This is a genomic window from Micromonospora sp. NPDC049366 (assembly GCF_044466625.1).
GTDB lineage: Bacteria > Actinomycetota > Actinomycetes > Mycobacteriales > Micromonosporaceae > Micromonospora.
Window position 1 is genome coordinate 70,799 of record NZ_JBITMV010000015.1, and the last position, 18,177, is coordinate 88,975.

An 18,177-nucleotide genomic window follows, 5' to 3' on the forward strand; every position below is an offset into this window, starting at 1 on the left:
GGGTGGGTGGGTGGGTCAGCGTTCGATGAGGATGTCGTGGCCCAGGTCGAGCAGGGAGTGGCGCCACTCGTCGTCGGCGTTTCCGCGCGGCGGCCGGGCGTCCACCAGGGACTGGATGCGGTCGATCGCCTCCCGCATCACCTCGATGTCCTCCGGCGTGATGTCCACCTTGCGCTTCGTCAGCACCTGGAGGATCTGCCGGCCCGGCTCGGGCAGGCCGAGATCCGGGTCCGCGCCGAACGCCTCCTCGCCGGAGCCCCGCGTCAGCAGCCACTGCCGCAGCTGCGCGGACGGGACGTTGACCTGGGCGTGGAAGTCCTCCCAGAGCACCTCCACCTCGGGATCGAGTCGCTGCTCGCGTGCCATCAGCTCTCCTCTCCGGGTGGCGGCCCGGACTCCTCCGGGTCCCCCTCGTGCTTCTTGCGCGGACCGTCCGCCGGCATCCGTACGCGCGACGGGTTGGCCGTCGGTCGGGCATGGATGGGTTCGACGTGCTCGTCCTCCGGCGACTTCCCCGGTTCGCGGTGCTCCTCCGGCCCGCTCATCGCGGGTGCGTCGTCGTGGCGGCGCTGTAGCCACGCTCACCGGCGCCCACGTCGATGGTCAGCTCCCCGTCCCGAGCGTCCACGGTGACCCGCTGCCCGGGCGAGACCTGCGACTCCAGCAGCATCCGGGACAGCCGGTTGTCCACCTCGCGCTGGATCACGCGGCGCAGCGGGCGGGCGCCGAACTCCGGCTGATAGCCGTGCTCGGCGAGCCAGTCGATGCCGGCGGTCGTGAAGGTCACCTCGATGTCCTGGGCGTGCAGCCGTCGCCGGGTGTCCTCCAGCAGCAGCTCGGTGATCTGGCGCAGCTGCGCGGCCTCCAGCCGACGGAAGATGATCACCTCGTCGATGCGGTTGAGGAACTCCGGGCGGAAGTTCTCCTGGAGCCGGCGCATGAGCCGTTCCCGCAGGTCGTCGCTCTCCTGGGCGCTGCCCGGCTCGCCGGCGCCGAAGCCCACCGAGCGCTGCGCGCCGGTGATCAGCTCGGAGCCGAGATTGCTCGTCATGATCAGTACGGTGTTCTTGAAGTTCACCGTCCGGCCCTGACTGTCGGTGAGGCGCCCGTCGTCGAGCACCTGGAGCAGGATGTTGAACACGTCCGGGTGCGCCTTCTCGATCTCGTCCAGCAGCACCACCGCGTACGGGCGGCGACGGACGGCCTCGGTCAGCTGTCCCGCCTCCTCGTAGCCGACGTACCCCGGAGGCGCACCGACGAGCCGGCTGACCGTGTGCCGCTCCTGGAACTCGCTCATGTCCACCCGGACCATCCGGTCCGACTCGCCGAACAGCGCCTCCGCGAGAGCCCGCGCCAACTCGGTCTTGCCGACACCGGTGGGGCCGAGGAACAGGAAGCTGCCCATCGGCCGGTTCGGGTCGGCGAGGCCGGTGCGGGAGCGGCGTACCGCCTCGGCGACCGCGGAGACCGCGTCGTCCTGACCGACCACCCGCTCGTGCAGGTGCCCCTCCAGCCGCAGCAGGCGGTCCCGCTCCTCCTCGGTGAGCTGGGCGACCGGGATGCCGGTGGCGCGGGAGACCACCTCGGCGATCTCCTGCGGCCCGACCTCGGGCACCTGCGAGCCGGTCCCGTCCTCCCCGTGCGCCCGCCGGATCTGCTGCTCCAGTTCGCTGATCCGGTCGCGCAGGTCGGACGCCCGCTCGTACTTCTCGTCGGCGACGGCCTGCTCCTTGTCGCGGCGGACCTCGTCGAGCTGGCGCTCCAGGTCGCGCACGTCGGCGTCGGGGGTGCGGGTCCGCAGCCGCACCCGGGCGCCGGCCTGGTCGATCAGGTCGATGGCCTTGTCCGGCAGGTACCGGTCGGTGATGTACCGGTCGGACAGCTCGGCCGCGGCGATCAACGCCTCGTCGGTGAAGCGCACCTGGTGGTGCGCCTCGTACCGGTCGCGCAGGCCGCGCAGGATGGCGATGGTGTCGTCGACGCCCGGCTCCGGCACCAGCACCGGCTGGAACCGGCGGGCCAGCGCCGCGTCCTTCTCGATGCTCTTGCGGTACTCGTCGAGCGTGGTCGCGCCGATCACCCGCAGCTCACCGCGGGCCAGCGCGGGCTTGAGCATGTTGGACGCGTCCATGCCCCCCTCGCTGCCGGCCCCACCGGCGCCGACGAGGGTGTGGATCTCGTCCAGGAAGATGATCAGCTCGTCGCGGTGGGCCCGGATCTCGTCGATCACCTTCTTCAGCCGTTCCTCGAAGTCACCCCGGTAGCGGGTGCCGGCGACCAGGCCGGCGAGGTCGAGCTGGACGACCCGCTTGCCGAGCAGGGTCTGCGGCACGTCGCCGTCACAGATCCGCTCCGCCAGCCCCTCCACGATCGCGGTCTTGCCGACACCGGCCTCGCCGATGAGCACCGGGTTGTTCTTCGTCCGCCGGGAGAGGATCTCCACCGCCTGCTCGATCTCGTCGGCTCGCCCGATCACCGGGTCGATCTGGTCGTTGCGGGCGAGGTCGGTGAGGTCCTGGCCGTACTGGTCGAGGGTCGGCGTGCCGCGGTCGGGCCGGGGGCCGGTCATCGGGCCCCGCTCGGCGTTGGCGGCCTGCAGCGACTCCGGTTGGATGCGGCCCGCCGCGAGCATCCGACCGGCCGGCGACTCCGGGTTCAGCGGCAGCGCCATCAGGATGTGCTCGGGGCCGATGTAGTTCGCGCCCATCGCCCGGGAGAGCTGGTGGGCGTCGAGCAGGGCCCGCTTCGCCGCCGGGGTGAGCGACAGATTCGGCGGCACCTCCCCGCGCGGCGCGCCGTCGCCCTTGCCGCCCAGCGCGTTGAGCAGGGTGTCCGGGTCGGCCCCGGCGCGCCGGACCAGGTCACGCAGCGGCTCGCGCTGCAATGCCGCCCAGAGCAGGTGGTCGGTGTCCAGGTCGTTGCTCTGCTTCTGGGCCGCGCGCCGGGCCGCGTCGGCGAGCATCTCCCGCGCGTCGGCGGTCATCAGCCGGGTGATGTCGACCCGGTGCGCCGGCCGGCGCCCGCCCTCACCCCGGCCGAAGTACCGGGCCAGGAACTCGTCCCAGGGGTCGGTGCCGAAGTCGCCGGGTCCCATCATGCTGTCCTCCGCAGTCGGCGGCACGGTCGGCAGGGGCTACCCGGCGGTCGGCCCGACAAACGCCACCGGCCGCGTGACGGTGTGGATCCGACACACCGGGCGACCCGCCCGGGAGACCGCGCCAGCCGCTTTTTCGCCCCCGCCGGTGGCAGGCTGGAGACCATGGAGATGCCGCCGCTGCTGATCGTGGACGCCGCCAACGTCGTCGGGTCGCGCCCGGACGGCTGGTGGCGGGACCGCCCCGGCGCCACCGCCCGCCTGCGGGACGCGATCGCCGGGGTGGGCGATTCCGGGCTGCCGGAGCTGCCACCCCCGGTCGAGGTGGTGCTGGTGGTGGAGGGGGTCGCGCGGGACGTGCCGGCCACTCCCGGCGTCGCGGTGGTCGCCGCCCCGGGGTCGGGCGACGACGCCATCGTCGACCTGGTCGCGGCCGCGCCGCAGCGTCGACGCCTGGTCGTCACGGCCGACCGTGAGCTGCGGGAACGCGTCACCGCGCAGGGCGCCGAGGTGTACGGGCCGCGCTGGCTGCGCGACGGCGCACGGGACCAGGCGCCGGCCGTACGGGAGTGAGGCAAGTTGGCCCCGGGTCCCGCCAATCGGACTCGCGGCGCTTCCTGGTGACAAGCGGTCACCGGGGCAGGAACACTGACAGGGCGGATGTTCCCCCGCCGTCCGAATAGGCTCTAATGAAGGCCTCCCCGCCCCCAGGAGGTACGCCCCGTGGCGAGCGTCGCCGAGCTCAAGGCAGCCATCGACGTGGCACTGCAACAGATCGGCGACGGCCAGAGCGCCGTGCAGGCCGCCGGTGAGAAGCTCGCCGAGGCCCAGCAGACCCTGGCCGGCGCGCTGGAGGGCAGCGGGCACGAGACGGTCGAGGCGGCCCAGGCGTCGCTGACCCAGGCCAGCCAGGAGCTGGAGGAGTGCCTCGCCGCCACACTCGTCGCGGTCGAGCAGGCGCAGCTCTACGTCTCCGCCCTCTGAGGCCGGCCGTGTCCATCGTCGAGGATGTGGCTGCGCAGGTGCGCGCCGCCGCCGAGGAGCTGCCCGTCGGCCTGCTCGGGCAGGCGCTGGAGAAGTTCGGGCTGGCCAGCGAGCGACTGCGCTGGGTACGCCAGGAGTCGGCCAACCCGATGGGGGTGCCCGAGCTGTCCGCCGCGACGGAGCACGCCGAGACCGCGGGCTACGCGCTACGGCTGGCGCAGGAGCAGCTCGCCGCCTACCTGGCGGCGATCGGGGTGGGCGCGGGTGGTGAGGCGCCGCCACCGCAACAGCGCCGGGAGCCCCGCCACGACGCGCCACGCGAGGGGGCTCCGGTGGCCGTGCCGCCCGAGCCTGCCGAGCAGGTGCGGCTGCGCCGCTGGTGGGCGGTGCGGGTGGCGGAGCTGACCGGAGGTTCCGAGGGCACCGACGAGCTGGACGAACGGATCGACGACTCCGCCGAACTGCTGCGCCGGGTGGTCCGCGGGGTGCGCGGCGGCGACCGGGACCGACTGCGTACCGAACTGCGGCGGGCACACGCGGACGTGGGGTTGGGGCTGGCGGCCATCGCCCCGCCGCTGCTGCGTGACCTGGCCGGTGAGGTGCTCGGCCACCCGCCACGCGCAGACGACCTGGGGCGGCTGCGCGGCGTGGTGGAGGCGCGGGTGCGGGACCTGCTGCCCGGTCTTCCGGCGCCGGTGCTGGAGACGCTGCTGACCCGGGTGTGCCGGATGCCCCCGCCCCGGCGCTCCGGCGAACCGCCGCACGCCGCCGACTCGGCCGTTACCGCCGGGGTCCTCACCGGTGTGCTGCTGGCCCGCCTCGGTCGGGACCTGCCCGCCGACGCCGGTCGGGCGGCCACCGGCGCGGGGAACGCCCCGGGCGACGGGCGGGCCGCGGCGACCGACGCCGGCCGGCCCGGAACGCGCGACGCCCGGGTGGGCGCGGGAGGCCGGAGCCGGGACGCGGCGAGAGACCGGGCCGGGGACCGTGAGCGGCGCACGGAGGGGTCCGGCGCGGGACACCCACGCCTGCCGGGTGACCGCACGGCGGCCCGACCCGGCGCGGCGTCGCCCGTCACGGAGTCCCGGGCCAGGTCGGGCGGGACGGTGGGTGGCGCCGGGCGGGTCCCGCCCCGGTCCGGCCCGTGGCACGACGCGCCGCAGCGCCGGAGCTCCGATGGCTGACCGGCGCGCCCAGCTGGTCACCCGGGTCCGGGACACGCTCGCCGACGCGCTCGGCGCGACCCGCACCCGGCTGTCCGCCGCGCAGGCCGACCTGACCGCCGGACGTGAGCGGCTGACCCGGGTGCGCCGCGCGGCGGCGGCCGTGCCGGAGCGGGTCGGCGCCGAGCGCGACCGCCGGCTCGCCGAGATCGACGAGCGGCACGCGGCACGCCTCGCCGAGCTCGCCCGCCGGGCGGCGGCGGCCGCCGAGCGGGAGGCGCCGGGCGCGGCCAGCGAGGAGTGGCCACGTTGGAAGGCCATCCCCGCCGGGCGGGGCGAGCCGGCCGGCGCGCTGCGCATCGGCGCCGTCCGCATCCCCGGCGCCGAGCCGGTCCCGGCGCTGGTGCCGTTGCTCGACAGCGGGCACGTCCACCTCAGCGGCGACGACCGCGACGGCTGCGACGCCGTGGTCTCGGCGCTGCTGCTGCGGGCCATCGGCCGGGCCGAGCCGGGCGCGGTCCGGCTGATCGGGTACGACCCGGAGCACCTGGGCGGCGGGCTCGCCGGGTTCGCCCCGCTCGGCACCGCCGGGCTGCTCACCTTCGTCGGCCCGGGTGGCCTCGCCCGGCTCCTCGACGACCTGGTGGAGCAGATCCGCCGGATCAACGAGACGGTGCTGGCCGGCGAGCACGGCTCCCTGCGCGAGCTGGCCGCCGCGACGGGCCGCCGACCCGAGCCGTGGCGGGTGGCGGTGCTGCTCGGCGGCGACGAGCTGTCCCGGCACGAGCGCGGTCAACTCGACCGGGTGGTCCGCACCGGCGCGGCGTGCGGGGTGCACCTGGTCGTCCGCGGTGTGCCGCTGCCCGACGACCCGACGGTCACCCGGGTGGTCGCCGGGGTGGACGGCGCCCGGGTGGGCGGCCCGCCCGGCCTGCCCGTACGGCTCGACCCGCCGCCGCCGGCCACCCTGCTCACCGAGACGTGCCGGGAGGTGGCGTCCCGGGTCAACGCCGGTCCTCCGCCGACGCCGTTCACCGACCTGCTGCCGACGCCCGAGCGGATGTGGCAGGAGGATTCGGCGACCGGGCTCACCGCGCCGATCGGCGAGGGCCCGCACGGCCGGCCGGTCCACCTCACCCTCGGCGACTATCCGCCGCACGCGCTGATCGGTGGGCCGTCGGGCACCGGCAAGACCAACCTCATCTTCGCCTGGATCGGCGCCCTGGCCGCCCGCTACTCCCCCGCCGAGCTGGAGTTCTACCTGCTCGACTTCAAGGAGGGCGTGTCGTTCGCCCGGTTCGCGCAGGGTCGGCGCGACCCGAGCTGGCTGCCGCACATGCGCCTGGTCGGCATCAACGTCAACACCGACCGGGAGTTCGGTCTGGCGCTGCTGCGCTTCCTCGCCGAGGAGCTGCGCCGGCGTGCCGACGCGGCCAAGAAGCACGAGGTCACCAAGCTCGCCGAGCTGCGCGCGGTGGACCCGACCGGGCGCTGGCCCCGGATCGTCGCGGTGGTCGACGAGTTCCAGATGCTGCTCGCCGGGCGGGACGTGGTGGCGCGGGAGGCCGCCGACCTGCTGGAGGACCTGGCCCGCCGGGGCCGTTCGCAGGGCATCCACCTGGTGCTCGCCTCGCAGGACGTCCGGGGCATCGAGGCGCTGTGGGGCCGGCCCGCGCTGGTCGCCCAGTTCACCCTGCGCATCGCGCTGCCGAAGGCGCTGCGCATCCTGGCCGAACGCAACGACGCCGCCCAGTCGCTGCCGCGCTGGCACGCGGTGGTGAACGCCGAGTCCGGTCTGCCGGAGGGCAACGAGGTCGCCCGGATCCCGTCGGCCAGCGACTGGGAGACGTGGAGCGGCCTTCAGCACCGGCTGTGGCGGATGCGCCCCCAGGACGCCGCGCCGGCCCGCCTCTTCGACGGTGACGCCATTCCCCGGCTCGCCGACGCCCCGGACTTCCGGGCCCTGCGCCCGGAGGCCGGCACCCCGCGCGGCCCGGTCGCGCTGCTCGGCGAGATCATCGACGTGCAGGCCCGGTCGGCGGCGCTGCGGCTGCCCCGCGCCCCGGGCCGGAACCTGGCGGTCCTCGGCACCCGGGTCGACGAGGCGTGCGCCGTGCTCGACGCGGCGGCGCGGTCCCTCGCCCGCCAGCACCGGCCCGGCACCGCCCGGTTCTCCATCGCCTGTCTCGACCCGGACGCCGACCCGGTGGCCCGTGCCCTCTACGAGGACCTCGCGGAGGACGCCGCCTGGTACGACGAGGAGACCGTGCCGGAGCTGATGGCCGAGACGGCGGACGGGCTCGCCGCCGCCGGTGACCCGCACTACCTGCTGCTCTTCGCGGTCGACGCGGCGGCCGGCTCGCTCGCCGCCCGGGTCGGCCGGCGCACCGGGCTGGAGCAGCTGCGCCGCATCCTGCACGACGGGCCGGAGCGGCGGACGCACGTGCTGGCCTGGTGGCGGGGGGTGGCCCGGATGCGCGCCGACCTGGGCGGGCCCGCGGCGCGCACCGACCAGATCGGGGCGTGGGTGGCGCTGGACGCCCACGGCGGCGAGCTGGGTTCGTCCCTCTATCCCGGCACCGGGGGCCCGGACTGGTATCCGCGGCCGTGGCGCGGCCTGTTCTTCGACCGCGCGGTGCACCGCACCGGCCAGGTCATCATCCCCTATGGACCGTCACGATGAACGAGCCGGTGACCAGCGAGACGTACGCGGCCCAGGTGCGTCGCCTGGCCGACCTGAGCGCGCGGGTGCACGCCCAGCGGGCGGAGGCGCACGCCTGGTACGAGCGGCAGTGCGCGGCGGCCGAGCAGGCGGTGGCCGAGGCCGCCGAGCAGGTCCGGCACGCCGAGCAGGAGCTGGTCGACGCCCGTGAGCTGCAGGAACGCGTCGACGCGGAGGCGGCCCACCTGTGGCAGCAACTGCGTGGCCGGCTCGGCGGCGCGGGCCGGCGCCTCGGCGGGCCGCCCGCGCCGGCGACGGGGGTGGACGGTGACCCGCGTCCGCTGCTGGCCGGGGTACGGGATCTGCTGGACCGCACCCGCCAGCGCGGTGAGCTGCCCGGATCGGTCAACCCGCTGCTGGCGCTCTGCGGGGTCGCCGGCGCCGGCGTGGCGTACGCCCTCGGGATGGGCGCCCGGGCGGCCGGTGTCGGCTACGGCGGCGACCTGGCCGTCGGGATGCCGGTGCTCGCGCTGGTCGTGACGCTGCTGGGCCCGGCGGCCGGCCTGGTGCCGGCGAAGGTGCTGGCCGACCGGCGGCACGCCGTGCTCGGCCCGCGGGCGATGACCGTGGTGCTGGCCGCCGGTCTGGTCACCACGGCCCTGCTGCTGGTGCTCGGCCGCTGACCCGACCCGGCCCGGATCGGGACGGGACAGCGGCGTGGCGACGCGGACCCGGCTCAGGCCGGGACCACGACCGCCTCCCGGAGCAGCCGGCGCGCGAGGACCAGCCGGTCGTCGTCGTCCGGCAGGCCGGGCAGGTCGCCGACGCGGGTGGCGGCGCCGGTGAGCAGCGCGCGCACGGCCGGCTCGCACTGCGTGGGCAGCGTGATCGTGCGGTCGAACAGGCGCAGCGCCACCCGGTCGCCGTCCTGCGGCACGAGCTGCCAGCGCAGCCCGGCGCGTGGGCTCAGCCGGGCGTCGGCGTCGAGGGCGGCCAGCGCGGCGGCCTGGGCGAGGGGCCGGATCGGCGCGGGTCGGGACGCCGGCCAGGCCCGCTGCCGCAGGCGGCCGGCCACCGCCGCCGGGTCGGCCCGCAGCAGCCAGGCGCGCAGCGCCTCGACGGTCTCGGTGAGCTCCGGCTCGATGGCGTCGGGGTCGGCCACGTCGGTGCCGAACGGCAGGCTCGCCCGCAGCCGGGGATCCTCGGCCGCCAGCGCCAGCAACTCCTCCACGAGCGCGTAGCGGGTCAGCGCGCGGACGCCCACCGTGAGGTGCAGCGAACTGGATTCCTGCGCCTGGGCGCTGTGCAGCCAGCCCCGGGGCAGATAGAGCGCGTCGCCGGGGGCGAGGACGACGTCGAGCGCGGCGGGCCCCTGCGCGGTCGCCGCCACCTCGTCGGCGCGGCCGCCCCAGGGTTGGCGCTCCAGCGGGTCCGGCAGCACCGGCGGGTGGATCCGCCAGTGTTTGCGGCCGTCCACCTGGAGCACGAACACGTCGTGGGTGTCGTAGTGGGTGGCGAAACCCTGGTTGCCGGGCGGGGTGAGGTATGCGTTGACCTGCAACGGCTGGGCGAGCGCGAGGCTCAGGTCGCGGGTGAAGTCGATCAGGGCCGGCCAGAGGCGGTGCAGTCCCTGCAGGACCAGCGTGGCGCCGCCCGCGTACTGCTCCAGCACCCGCTCGTCGAGCACCTGGTCGCCGATCTCGGCGCCGGCGCCGCCACCGCCGGTCCAGCGGCCCGCGGCGACGAGGTCGCCGTCCTTCGCGATCCGCAGGAAGGGGGTACGCAGCCCCCGGCGGCTGAGCAGTTCGTCGGCGTCGGCGGGGCTGAGCAGGTCGGTGAAGCCGGCCGGGTTGGGCAGCTCGTCGGCGCGGGACAGCAGCGGCGTGCGCCCCCAGTGCGCGGCGGCGAACTTCGCGGGCTCGACGGACACGCAGCGGGCGAGCGCCGCGGCCGGTTCGGCGGACGCGACCGCCGGGCGGCCGTGGCCGCCCGGCGGGTCGAGGTGCGTCACGGCCCGCTACCGGGCGCTGCCGTCGGCACCGCCGTCGTGCTGGCCGGGGGTGGCGCCGCCGTCGGCGGGACCCTCGGCGCTGCCGTCCGCGCCACCGTCGTGCTGGCCCGGCGTGGCACCGCCGTCGGCCGGTCCCTCCGCGCTGCCGTCCGCGCCACCGTCGTGCTGGCCCGGCGTGGCACCGCCGTCGGCCGGTCCCTCCGCGCTGCCGTCCGCGCCACCGTCGTGTTGGCCCGGCGTGGCACCACCGTCGGCCGGACCCTCCGCGCCCCCGCCGCCGGTGGTCTGCATGTCATCGTCGTTGAGTGGCATCGGTGCTCCCTCGGATGTGCCGCCCCGCCGTACGCCGGGGTCCGTCGTGCAGCGGGTGGTACCCCCCACGATCTTCTCTAACCCACCGTAGACGCCGGAACGTGCCGGCACGGGCGCTTCCCGCGGGGCCCCGGGGCGGGCGCGGCCGGCGGGCGCGTCGGCGCCGGCGGTGCCAGGATGAGGGAGATGATCCTGGTGGGCACCTCCGGCTGGCGGTACCGCGACTGGCGGGACCGGTTCTATCCGGCCGGCCTGCCCCAGCGGTTGTGGCTGGAGCACTACGCCGAGCGGTTCGCCACGGTGGAGGTCAACGGCGACCGCGCTCGGCGACCGGCTCGGCCCGGCCCTGGTGCAGCTCCCGCCCAACCTCCGCGCCGACGTGCCGGCGTTGGACGCCACGCTGCGCCTCTTCCCGGCGCGGGTGCGGGTGGCGGTGGAGCCCCGTCACCCGTCCTGGTGGACCGCGCAGACCCGGGCGCTGCTGGAGCGGTGCCGGGCGGCGCTGGTGTAAGCCGACCGGTCGGGCCGACCGATCGCCCCGCTGTGGCGGACCACCGACTTCGGCTACCTGCGGCTGCACGAGGGGCGGGCCCGGCCGCACCCCCGCTACGGGCGCGCGGCGCTCGCCTCCTGGGTGCGCCGGCTCGCCGACACGTTCGGCGACGCCACCGCGTACGTCTACTTCAACAACGACCCGGGCGGGGCCGCCATCGTCGACGCGACCGCGTTCGCCGGTCTCGCCCAGCGCGCCGGGCACCCGGTGAGCCGGGTCCCGGCGGCGTGAGCGGCACCGCGGCCCGTCCCCGACGCGGGGCGGGCCGGCGGCTCGTCAGGGCATCATCCTCGCCAGGTCACGCGGCATGGTCTCCTTGACCTCCTGCCACTCACCCTGGGTGACGTGCTTGCGCAGCGTGTCCAGCACCACCTGGGTGACCCGCTCCGGGCCGCCCTCGACGTCGTACGGGAAGCCCTGCCGGACCTCGTAGAGGAAGTCCTCACGGTTCAGCTTCACCGGCACGTCCGACGGACGCCAGCCGTCGAAGTAGATGCCGCGTACCAGGATCGGCAGCTGCTGCGCGAACTCGACGCTCTCCTGCACGGGCAGCCGGTCCCGCAGCAGGTGCAGCACCGTCCGCAACGCCGCGTAGGACTGGTTGCGCTGTGCCTTCGGCCAACCGTAGGCGTTCTCGATGTCCTTCAGGATCAGGTTCGTCTTGTCCAGCGAGGACTCGAACGCCGATATCAACTGCTCAGCCATGTTCCCACCCCCGGTCCTGGGTCTCCCAGCGTCGGTCGTCGTCGCGCCGTGGCGGCCCCGCCGGGCCACCGCGCGCGCGTACCGGGCTCCGCCGGCCGGCGCGCTCGCCCCGCCGGGGGCTCTCGTTCGCACCGACCACCCGCAGGACCGCGCCCCGCCGGGGATCGGCCACCACCCGAGCCGTCATTCCCGGTCACCTCCTCGTGGTGCGCCGGCCGCGTCGGGCCGTACGCGAACTCCACGCTGCCCCCGGACCGGGTGAGCCGGCCTCACCCGGCGGGGGTGAGGGCGCGCTCAGTCCGCGCCGAGCTGCCCGGCGAGGGCGGTGGCGTTGGTCTGGGCGTAGTTCCCAGGAAGACGACGGCGGCGATTGACAGCCCTGAGTTGAGGTCCGAGTTTGGACGCGGGGCGGCTACGTGCGCCGTCCCGGCGTCTCGGACGCGTGAGGGTTCGTGGCGCTGTTCACGTGGGCCGGTTGCTACCCGGACGTCCCCCTGACCGGTATGCCCGCCACCTGGTACCGGCTCGTGCGGAACACGGCGACCGGCACTCGCCGGGTCAATCCGGCGCGAAGTGCCGGGCGCGGCAGAACGGTGCGGCGGCGAGGCGTCAGGGGCGCCACTCGTCGCGGTAGCCGGGACGGTCCGCGAACGGCAGGGCCAGCAGGCGGAGGGTCAAGCACGCCTCACCCTTGAGCACCCACGCGCAGTTGTCCACGATGCGCCGCTTCGCATCCACCTCGGCCAGCACCCGGTGGGGCCGGAACGTGTCGAGGTACGCCTCGGCGGCGTTCAGCTCCACCGCGCCACCGTAGGTGACGTGGTCCGGCCAGACCGGCGTCTGGTCGGTGTCGGCCACACCGAACGCGCTCAGTGACGCCCGCGCAATCCGCTCGTCTTCGTCGAGCTGTGCCCGTAGCCAGATGATCAGGTCGTCCATCCCTACTCCTCGGTCTCGAACATCACGTTAGCGGCTGGCGTTGCGGACCCGCACCGGCGGGCCCGACCCGAGGGCATCTGCATAGCGAGACGGTTCCACGCCTTCCGACCCCACCGCAGCCGGGCGCCGGAGCCCTTGCACCGGCGGCACAGCCGCGGCCCGCCCGTACCGGTCAAGCTTGGTGCGGTTGCTCCACCCGCTGAGAACCAACAGTCCCCTTCGCTGGCGCCAGCCTTCCGGAACTGCGACGCCCAGGTGGCGGAACATGCGAGCGTACGGTGGCGGCGGCGTTCCCGGATGTACCGGTCGAGCGCGCGGGCGGCTTTGGCGCCCAGTGGAACCGCCCGCCTCCGCGGCCCCGACCGGTTGCTGCCTTTCCCGAAGACGAACACCATCCGGGCAGCCAGGTCGGCCTCGTCCACGCGTAGGCCAGCGACTTCAGCGAGGCGAAGTCCGCCGTCGGCGAACAGGAAGATGCTCGCGGCGTCGCGCCGGTCGGCGAACCCTCGCCTGGAGAGGTGGCTAGTGCGGTGGCCGCGGACGTTGGCCGGTTGGTGTCGGTCGGAAAAGTTGTCGTGCGGGTGGTGTCGGGAGTTGGCCGTGCCGGGCCGGGCAGGTTCGGTGAACTGGACAGCACGGGCGCCCGGTCGGTGTTACGGCGGTTCTCTGACGCGCGGTTCGCCGCGGCGAAACCAGTCCCGACGTGACCCCCGCCGCCCGCCCCAGACGACGCGAGGATCAGTCGGCCCGCGGAAGCCCGCCCCACCACCCGGTGAGGAGTCGCTCGCCCCCAGGCGAGGATCCACCACACCACCGCAATGCCGGTGAACGTTAGTGGACACCGCACTAGCTGCTCAGGAGCCCTTTCAGGGTTTGTGCGTTGGTGGTCGCATAGTCCCGATAACAGTTGTTCATGAGCACGTGCGTCTGCTCGGCCGAGTCGGCGAGCTCGCGCAGCCGGGGCGCCCAGTCCCGCAGCTCCCGGTCGGAGTAGCGGTAGCCGAACTTCTCGTGGATGTCGGTGCTCGTCCACTTGTCGCTGTGCCCGTGGAACCGCACGACGGCGAGGTCCGCGGTGGCGGCCAGCACCGGCGGCACCGACGAGCGGTGCCCCTGCGGCATGTCCACACAGACGTACGGCAGCCGGTGCTCGCGCAGGAACGCGAGCGTCTCGTCCCGGTTGGCGCCGTCGAACCAGGACGCGTGGCGGAACTCGTAGACCGCCCGCAGCGGCGCGCAGCGCCGGGCCACCTCCAGCAGGTACTGCTTGTTGTCCCGCTTGATGGTGAACCACGGCGGGAACTGGAACAGCAGGGCGCCCAGTTTGCCCGCCTCGACCAGCGGGTCGAGGGCGGACAGGAAGCGCGTCCACACCTCCTCGTACGCCTGGGCGGGCAGCGCGTCGGGGTAGACGGTGCGCTTGTCCGTCTCCGGGCGCAGGTCCTTGTAGAGGGCGCTGACCTTCGTCGGGTGCCCGGTGAGGAGGCTGAACGCCTTGACGTTGAACGTGAAGCCGGCTGGGGTGCGCTCCGCCCATAGCCGCGCGGTGCGCTCGGCGGGCGGCGAGTAGTAGGTGGCGTCCACCTCGACCAGGGGGAATCGGCGGGCGTAGTACGCGAGGCGCTTCTCCGGTGTGTCGGCGGTCTGCGGATACCAGCCGGAGTCCAACAGGGTCCGGTCGGTCCAGGACGCGGTGCCCACCTTGATGTCACCCATGGGTGGAGTCCACCGCGCTCCGGACCGACCGGCAACCGCTGCGTCTGATCAGGCCGCCCGACGTTCGCGGGTCTGCTTGCAGGACACGCACGTGGTGGCGGAGGGGAAGATCTCCAGGCGCTCGACGGGGATCGGCTTCGAGCAGCCCTCGCAGAAGCCGTAGGTGCCCTCGTCGAGCCGGGTCAGCGCGTGCTCGTACTGGGCGCGGCGGTCGAGGATCGTGCGCAGCAGGGACTGAGCGGTGTCGCGCTCCGCGGTCTTCGTGCCGCTGTCGGCCTGGTCGTCGCCGGCGGTGTCCCCGACCTCCACCAGCCGCAGCACCTGGCTCTGCAGCACGGCCTGCTCGTACTCGGCCGACAACTCGTCGTAGCGCGCCTGCAGGGACTGCCGGATCTGGTCGGTCTCCGCCTGCGAACGGGCCGTTCCGACCGTGTCATGGACGAGCATCGCTGGCCTGCCTTTCTGGCATCTGGTCAACCGGCGGCCCGGTGCCCCCTGGCCCCGGTCACGGTCGCGCGCGGTGCACGGGCGATCACCCGTGCTCTGTGAGCCGGGCGATTACCCGCCGGATGACTCGACCAAACCGGCGAATTCGGGGACGTCACGCAGCCCCGGACGGCTCCACGACGGCGGGGTGACGGGGGTCGTCGAGGCGTACCACGACGTCGGCGAAGGAGGCGGGGTCGACCTCGTCGGCGTACCGGTCGAAGGCCGGCAGCGTCCACCGCTGCTCCGGGTCGGTGCGGCGACGCAGCGCCGCCGGTGAGAGGGCGAGGTGGACGGTCACGTCGAAGTCGAGGGCCCCGCCGAGCAGCAGCGCCCCGCTGACCAGCACCACCCCGCCGGTGGGCAGGTCGACGTACGTGGCCCGGCTGGCCCGGTCGGTCGTGGCGTCCCAGAGCGAGGGCAGCACGCGTCCGGAGCCGCCGGGGCCGGCGGGGTCGAGCACCTCCCGCCGGAGCCCTGCCTCGTCCACCCAGCCCTCGTAGTAGGCGTCGGGATTGGTCCGGCCCTGCTCCAGCCGCACCGAGGCGGGGCGCAGGAAATCCGTGGTGCGAACGTGCAACACGGGCCGCCCCCGGGCGCGCAGCGGGTCGATCAGCGCCGCCGCGAGGTCCTCGGGGCGCGCGGCGCTCGGGCCGTCGACGCCGACGCGCAGCCGGGCGTCGGCGACCTGGTCGGCCCGCTCGGTCAGGCGGTCGGTCAGCTCGGTGACGAGTCGTTCGGGTGTGATGGGGCGGATGCGCACCCGACCATCCTGCCGCGCCGGCCGGGCGGGCCGTCGGGGTCGGGCGGCGCGGGGGTGCCCGTCACGCCGCGCGGTCAGGCGTTGCGGTCGACGGTCACCCGGGCGTCGTCGGCGAGGCGGTAGCCGACGCCGTAGACCGTGGTGACCAGCGGCACGTCGACGCCGACCTTGCCGCGCAGGCGGCGGACGTGCACGTCCACGGTGCGGACGCCGGCGTGCTCGTAGCCCCACACGGCGTTGAGCAGTTGCAGCCGGGTGAACACCCGGCGCGGGTGGGCGACGAGGTGCAGCAGGAGGTCGAACTCCAGTCGGGTGAGCGGCAGCGGCTCGCCGTCGCGCAGGACGGAGCGGGACGACGCGAGGATGTGCAGAGCCGGGATGGTCGGGGCGAGGGGACGGGCCGGGGCGCGACCGGCCGGCACCTGGTCGGGGCGCCGCTCCTGGGGGACGGTGCTCGCGATGACCCCCTCACCACGCTCGATCATCTCGCGGGCGGCCTCCAGCAGCCGGCGGGCCGGCGCGGTCAACGTCTCCTCGGCGGCGAGCGGGATGCAGAGCGTCACGGTGAGCACGGGCCCGGCCGTCGTGTTGGCCGGGCGACGCTGGCCGCCCGGGGGTCGACCGGGGACCGCGGGTTGGGACGTATGCCATCCGGCGCGCGACGAGGCGGGGCTGACCGACATGGTCCTCCTTGGCTGATCCGGGTATCTCCCCACGGCCCGGGACGCCGCTTCATCGATGCTTCCCGGCGCCCGTGCGAGGGTCAAGAGGCGGCTGCGTTGCATGAATGTGACAATTGACGAACACATCGGAGCCGTCTGCTCGCTCTGCGTACGAGGCCTGATGATTACAGCAGAGTCGACGAGATGACCCGATACGGGGGGTGCCCGCCCGGTTCACGTTCCGTCTCCGGCGCCACGGACGGTGGTGGCGCCGGGTCGGCGACCTCGGGCGGTCGCGCTCCCATGTGGACGTCACCGTCACGGGGACGGGACACGACGCGGGCGGACACGCCGACCGGGGGTGCCGCGGCCCGGTGTGCCGCATCCCGGACACGCCGACGCGGCACGTCCGTTCCTCCGGGCGTGCCGCGTCGGGTCGGCGGGTCAGCGGGAGGGGTCGACCGTGATCGGGGCGTCGTCGGCCAGCCGGTAGCCCACGCCGTAGACGGTGGCCACCACCGGCGTGTCCACGCCGAACTTGGCGCGCAGCCGCCGCACGTGCACGTCGACCGTCCGGGCCACGGCGTGCTCGTAGCCCCAGACGTTCGCGAGCAACTGCAGCCGGGTGAACACCCGTCGGGGTCGCTCGGCCAGGAACAGCAGCAGGTCGTACTCGATCCGGGTGAGCGGGACGACCCGGTCGCCGTGTCGTACGACCCGGGAGCCGGCCTGGATGCGGACCTCGTCCGGCCGCGCGGCGGGCAGGTCCGTGACGGCGCGGGGACCGGTGGGGACGGGCTCCGCGGTGCGGGGCGCCGGGACGGCGGCGTCGGCGCGCAGCCGCCCCTCCCCCGACTCGGCGAGCTCCCCGATCAGGTCGAGCAGGCGGGCCAGCCGGGGCGTCACCGGGCCTGGCGCGAGGTCGACGGTGAGGGTGAGGGTGGCCGCAGACCGCGCCGGGCCGGTCCGGTCTGCGCGGACCGGCCGATGAGGCCGTGGGGAGACGGCGACGACGGACATGGTGCCTCCTGTGACGGCGTACGCCCGCCACGCCCGGTCGAGCGTGACGGTCAGCGAAGCGCCCGGTCGGCGGTCACCGGGGGCGCGAGAGGGGACGGCCGCAGCGCGGTCGGGCCGAGGGCGGGAAGGCCGGCGATCCGCCAGGCGGCGAACCCGCCGACGACGTCGGTGGCCCGGTGCAGCCCGAGGTCCTGGAGGGCGGCGGCGGCGAGCGACGAGGTGTAGCCCTCCTGACAGATGATGATCACCTGGAGGTCGTAGTCGACCGCCTGGGGCAGCCGCGCGGACGAGCGCGGGTCGAACCGCCACTCCAGCACGTTGCGCTCCACCGCGAGGGAGCCCGGCACGGTGCCGTGGGCGGCCCGCTGGGCGGCGGGCCGGATGTCGACCACTAACGCGCCCGCGCGGTACGCCAGGTGCGCCTGCTCCGGGTCGAGTCGGTCGAGCCGGGCGCGGGCCGCGGCCAGGATCTCGTCGATGCCGCGGGAGCCCGGCGGCGGGACCGGGGCCGGACAGCGGGTGGCGCGGGACTGGTGCATGCGCGGTTCCTTCCGGGAACGTTGGCGGACGGTGCATCCGGGTCAGCCGGAGGTCACCAGGCGAGGCCGGCCTCGGCCACGTCGGCGACCCGGAGTCGACCCTCGATGATGGTGTAGCGCGTCATGCGACGCAGCGCCGGGCGGTAGACGTGCACGCTGACGGCCGGCTCGGCGTCGTGGTTGGTTACCTGGTGCACGTGCCGGGTGCCGAAGCGACGTCCGGCGCCGGCGGTGAGCCGGTGCGGGCGCAGCCGTCCCCCGCTGACCGTCTCCTCGGTCAGCGTCCCGGAGACCACCAGGAAGGCGCCCGCCGAGCCGCCGTGGTCGTGCAGGTCGGTGCCCTGGCCGGGCAGCCAGCTCAGCGCCCACACCTCGTGGTCGGCGGCGGTGGCCAGGCGCGCGTACCAGCGTTCGGCGGGATCGAAGCGCAGCGGCACCGGCCAGTCGGCGGGCTCGGCCGCCCACCGGGTGGCGACGGCGAGCAGGTCGGGCTCCGGGCGGTCGCGGTTCATCGGGTCCTCACGGGTCGGGCGGCGCGGTCACTCCCCACTCTAGGCGGCAAACCCTA

General features: G+C 74.9%; 19 protein-coding genes and 2 pseudogenes. 6 read left to right on the plus strand and 15 right to left on the minus strand.

What is annotated here, in order from left to right; all coding sequences use genetic code 11:
• Nucleotides 1-15 precede the first annotated feature (15 nt).
• Genes ACIBTV_RS21455 through ACIBTV_RS21465 form a run of 3 tightly spaced genes read right to left on the minus strand, consistent with a single transcriptional unit; the run spans nucleotide 16 to nucleotide 3,097 of the window.
• Nucleotides 16-366, minus strand: a complete 351-nt coding sequence (locus ACIBTV_RS21455) for a DUF3140 domain-containing protein (protein WP_396707383.1) — start codon at nucleotides 364-366, stop codon at nucleotides 16-18.
• Nucleotides 366-545 carry a hypothetical protein gene (locus ACIBTV_RS21460; protein ID WP_396707385.1) on the minus strand — a complete coding sequence of 60 codons (180 nt, stop codon included), beginning with the start codon at nucleotides 543-545 and terminating at the stop codon, nucleotides 366-368. The genes ACIBTV_RS21455 and ACIBTV_RS21460 overlap by 1 nt, the downstream gene beginning before the upstream one ends.
• On the minus strand, nucleotides 542-3,097 hold the full coding sequence (locus ACIBTV_RS21465; protein ID WP_396707387.1) for an ATP-dependent Clp protease ATP-binding subunit: 2,556 nt from the start codon (nucleotides 3,095-3,097) through the stop codon (nucleotides 542-544). The genes ACIBTV_RS21460 and ACIBTV_RS21465 overlap by 4 nt, the downstream gene beginning before the upstream one ends.
• A gap of 162 nt (nucleotides 3,098-3,259) precedes the next feature.
• Here ACIBTV_RS21465 and ACIBTV_RS21470 point away from each other — a divergent pair, with 162 nt between their 5' ends.
• From ACIBTV_RS21470 to ACIBTV_RS21490, 5 genes are all read left to right on the plus strand, one after another.
• A complete protein-coding gene (locus ACIBTV_RS21470; RefSeq protein WP_396707388.1) occupies nucleotides 3,260-3,667 on the plus strand; it encodes a hypothetical protein in 408 nt (135 codons plus the stop codon).
• 150 nt (nucleotides 3,668-3,817) lie between these two features.
• Nucleotides 3,818-4,078, plus strand: coding sequence for a hypothetical protein (locus ACIBTV_RS21475; RefSeq protein ID WP_091589290.1), 261 nt, complete (start codon nucleotides 3,818-3,820; stop codon nucleotides 4,076-4,078).
• Nucleotides 4,079-4,086: 8 nt separating this feature from the next.
• A complete protein-coding gene (locus ACIBTV_RS21480) occupies nucleotides 4,087-5,262 on the plus strand; it encodes a hypothetical protein (protein ID WP_396707389.1) in 1,176 nt (391 codons plus the stop codon).
• Nucleotides 5,255-7,924, plus strand: coding sequence for an FtsK/SpoIIIE domain-containing protein (locus tag ACIBTV_RS21485; RefSeq protein ID WP_396707391.1), 2,670 nt, complete (start codon nucleotides 5,255-5,257; stop codon nucleotides 7,922-7,924). Before ACIBTV_RS21480 ends, ACIBTV_RS21485 begins: the two co-directional genes overlap by 8 nt.
• A complete protein-coding gene (locus ACIBTV_RS21490; protein WP_396707393.1) occupies nucleotides 7,921-8,586 on the plus strand; it encodes a hypothetical protein in 666 nt (221 codons plus the stop codon). Before ACIBTV_RS21485 ends, ACIBTV_RS21490 begins: the two co-directional genes overlap by 4 nt.
• Nucleotides 8,587-8,639: 53 nt before the next feature.
• Here the strand turns inward: ACIBTV_RS21490 and ACIBTV_RS21495 are convergent, their stop codons facing one another.
• Together ACIBTV_RS21495 and ACIBTV_RS21500 are read right to left on the minus strand one after the other, a co-directional pair.
• Nucleotides 8,640-9,914 (minus strand): cupin domain-containing protein, encoded by a 1,275-nt coding sequence (locus ACIBTV_RS21495; protein WP_396707395.1) that lies wholly within the window; start codon nucleotides 9,912-9,914, stop codon nucleotides 8,640-8,642.
• A 6-nt stretch (nucleotides 9,915-9,920) separates the two neighbouring features.
• Nucleotides 9,921-10,226, minus strand: a complete 306-nt coding sequence (locus ACIBTV_RS21500; RefSeq protein ID WP_091589295.1) for a hypothetical protein — start codon at nucleotides 10,224-10,226, stop codon at nucleotides 9,921-9,923.
• A 349-nt stretch (nucleotides 10,227-10,575) separates the two neighbouring features.
• Here ACIBTV_RS21500 and ACIBTV_RS21505 point away from each other — a divergent pair.
• Nucleotides 10,576-11,010: pseudogene (locus ACIBTV_RS21505) on the plus strand (DUF72 domain-containing protein).
• Between the two features lie 45 nt (nucleotides 11,011-11,055).
• On the opposite strand, the gene ACIBTV_RS21510 reads toward ACIBTV_RS21505, so the two are convergent.
• From ACIBTV_RS21510 to ACIBTV_RS21555, 10 genes and pseudogenes are all read right to left on the minus strand, one after another.
• Nucleotides 11,056-11,484, minus strand: coding sequence for a DUF2267 domain-containing protein (locus tag ACIBTV_RS21510; RefSeq protein WP_396707397.1), 429 nt, complete (start codon nucleotides 11,482-11,484; stop codon nucleotides 11,056-11,058).
• Between the two features lie 609 nt (nucleotides 11,485-12,093).
• On the minus strand, nucleotides 12,094-12,423 hold the full coding sequence (locus ACIBTV_RS21515) for a DUF6221 family protein (RefSeq protein WP_396707399.1): 330 nt from the start codon (nucleotides 12,421-12,423) through the stop codon (nucleotides 12,094-12,096).
• 2 nt (nucleotides 12,424-12,425) lie between these two features.
• A pseudogene (locus ACIBTV_RS21520) lies at nucleotides 12,426-12,908 on the minus strand (tyrosine-type recombinase/integrase); the annotation flags it as partial.
• Nucleotides 12,909-13,269: 361 nt separating this feature from the next.
• Nucleotides 13,270-14,139: a DUF72 domain-containing protein gene (locus tag ACIBTV_RS21525; protein WP_396707401.1), complete on the minus strand. Its 870-nt coding sequence runs from the start codon at nucleotides 14,137-14,139 to the stop codon at nucleotides 13,270-13,272.
• Nucleotides 14,140-14,187: 48 nt separating this feature from the next.
• A complete protein-coding gene (locus tag ACIBTV_RS21530) occupies nucleotides 14,188-14,586 on the minus strand; it encodes a TraR/DksA family transcriptional regulator (protein WP_396707402.1) in 399 nt (132 codons plus the stop codon).
• Nucleotides 14,587-14,740: 154 nt separating this feature from the next.
• Entirely contained in the window at nucleotides 14,741-15,388 is a 648-nt protein-coding gene (locus ACIBTV_RS21535; protein WP_396707403.1) for a uridine kinase, read from the minus strand.
• Between the two features lie 74 nt (nucleotides 15,389-15,462).
• Nucleotides 15,463-16,071, minus strand: coding sequence for a winged helix-turn-helix domain-containing protein (locus ACIBTV_RS21540; RefSeq protein ID WP_396707404.1), 609 nt, complete (start codon nucleotides 16,069-16,071; stop codon nucleotides 15,463-15,465).
• A gap of 423 nt (nucleotides 16,072-16,494) precedes the next feature.
• Nucleotides 16,495-17,070 (minus strand): winged helix-turn-helix domain-containing protein, encoded by a 576-nt coding sequence (locus ACIBTV_RS21545; RefSeq protein ID WP_396707406.1) that lies wholly within the window; start codon nucleotides 17,068-17,070, stop codon nucleotides 16,495-16,497.
• A gap of 50 nt (nucleotides 17,071-17,120) precedes the next feature.
• Nucleotides 17,121-17,609 carry a rhodanese-like domain-containing protein gene (locus ACIBTV_RS21550; protein ID WP_396707407.1) on the minus strand — a complete coding sequence of 163 codons (489 nt, stop codon included), beginning with the start codon at nucleotides 17,607-17,609 and terminating at the stop codon, nucleotides 17,121-17,123.
• 53 nt (nucleotides 17,610-17,662) lie between these two features.
• On the minus strand, nucleotides 17,663-18,121 hold the full coding sequence (locus tag ACIBTV_RS21555) for a cysteine dioxygenase (RefSeq protein ID WP_396707408.1): 459 nt from the start codon (nucleotides 18,119-18,121) through the stop codon (nucleotides 17,663-17,665).
• Nucleotides 18,122-18,177 lie beyond the last annotated feature (56 nt).

What these genes read in the sequence shown, in the direction of transcription:
- ACIBTV_RS21545 (WP_396707406.1), bottom strand. Translation starts at nt 17,070, where the DNA reads ATGTCCGTCGTCGCCGTCTCCCCACGGCCTCATCGGCCGGTCCGCGCA.
- ACIBTV_RS21490 (WP_396707393.1), top strand. Translation starts at nt 7,921, where the DNA reads ATGAACGAGCCGGTGACCAGCGAGACGTACGCGGCCCAGGTGCGTCGC.
- ACIBTV_RS21555 (WP_396707408.1), bottom strand. Translation starts at nt 18,121, where the DNA reads ATGAACCGCGACCGCCCGGAGCCCGACCTGCTCGCCGTCGCCACCCGG.
- ACIBTV_RS21470 (WP_396707388.1), top strand. Translation starts at nt 3,260, where the DNA reads ATGGAGATGCCGCCGCTGCTGATCGTGGACGCCGCCAACGTCGTCGGG.
- ACIBTV_RS21530 (WP_396707402.1), bottom strand. Translation starts at nt 14,586, where the DNA reads ATGCTCGTCCATGACACGGTCGGAACGGCCCGTTCGCAGGCGGAGACC.
- ACIBTV_RS21500 (WP_091589295.1), bottom strand. Translation starts at nt 10,226, where the DNA reads ATGCCACTCAACGACGATGACATGCAGACCACCGGCGGCGGGGGCGCG.
- ACIBTV_RS21525 (WP_396707401.1), bottom strand. Translation starts at nt 14,139, where the DNA reads ATGGGTGACATCAAGGTGGGCACCGCGTCCTGGACCGACCGGACCCTG.
- ACIBTV_RS21540 (WP_396707404.1), bottom strand. Translation starts at nt 16,071, where the DNA reads ATGTCGGTCAGCCCCGCCTCGTCGCGCGCCGGATGGCATACGTCCCAA.
- ACIBTV_RS21455 (WP_396707383.1), bottom strand. Translation starts at nt 366, where the DNA reads ATGGCACGCGAGCAGCGACTCGATCCCGAGGTGGAGGTGCTCTGGGAG.
- ACIBTV_RS21510 (WP_396707397.1), bottom strand. Translation starts at nt 11,484, where the DNA reads ATGGCTGAGCAGTTGATATCGGCGTTCGAGTCCTCGCTGGACAAGACG.
- ACIBTV_RS21465 (WP_396707387.1), bottom strand. Translation starts at nt 3,097, where the DNA reads ATGATGGGACCCGGCGACTTCGGCACCGACCCCTGGGACGAGTTCCTG.
- ACIBTV_RS21485 (WP_396707391.1), top strand. Translation starts at nt 5,255, where the DNA reads ATGGCTGACCGGCGCGCCCAGCTGGTCACCCGGGTCCGGGACACGCTC.
- ACIBTV_RS21460 (WP_396707385.1), bottom strand. Translation starts at nt 545, where the DNA reads ATGAGCGGGCCGGAGGAGCACCGCGAACCGGGGAAGTCGCCGGAGGAC.
- ACIBTV_RS21515 (WP_396707399.1), bottom strand. Translation starts at nt 12,423, where the DNA reads ATGGACGACCTGATCATCTGGCTACGGGCACAGCTCGACGAAGACGAG.
- ACIBTV_RS21550 (WP_396707407.1), bottom strand. Translation starts at nt 17,609, where the DNA reads ATGCACCAGTCCCGCGCCACCCGCTGTCCGGCCCCGGTCCCGCCGCCG.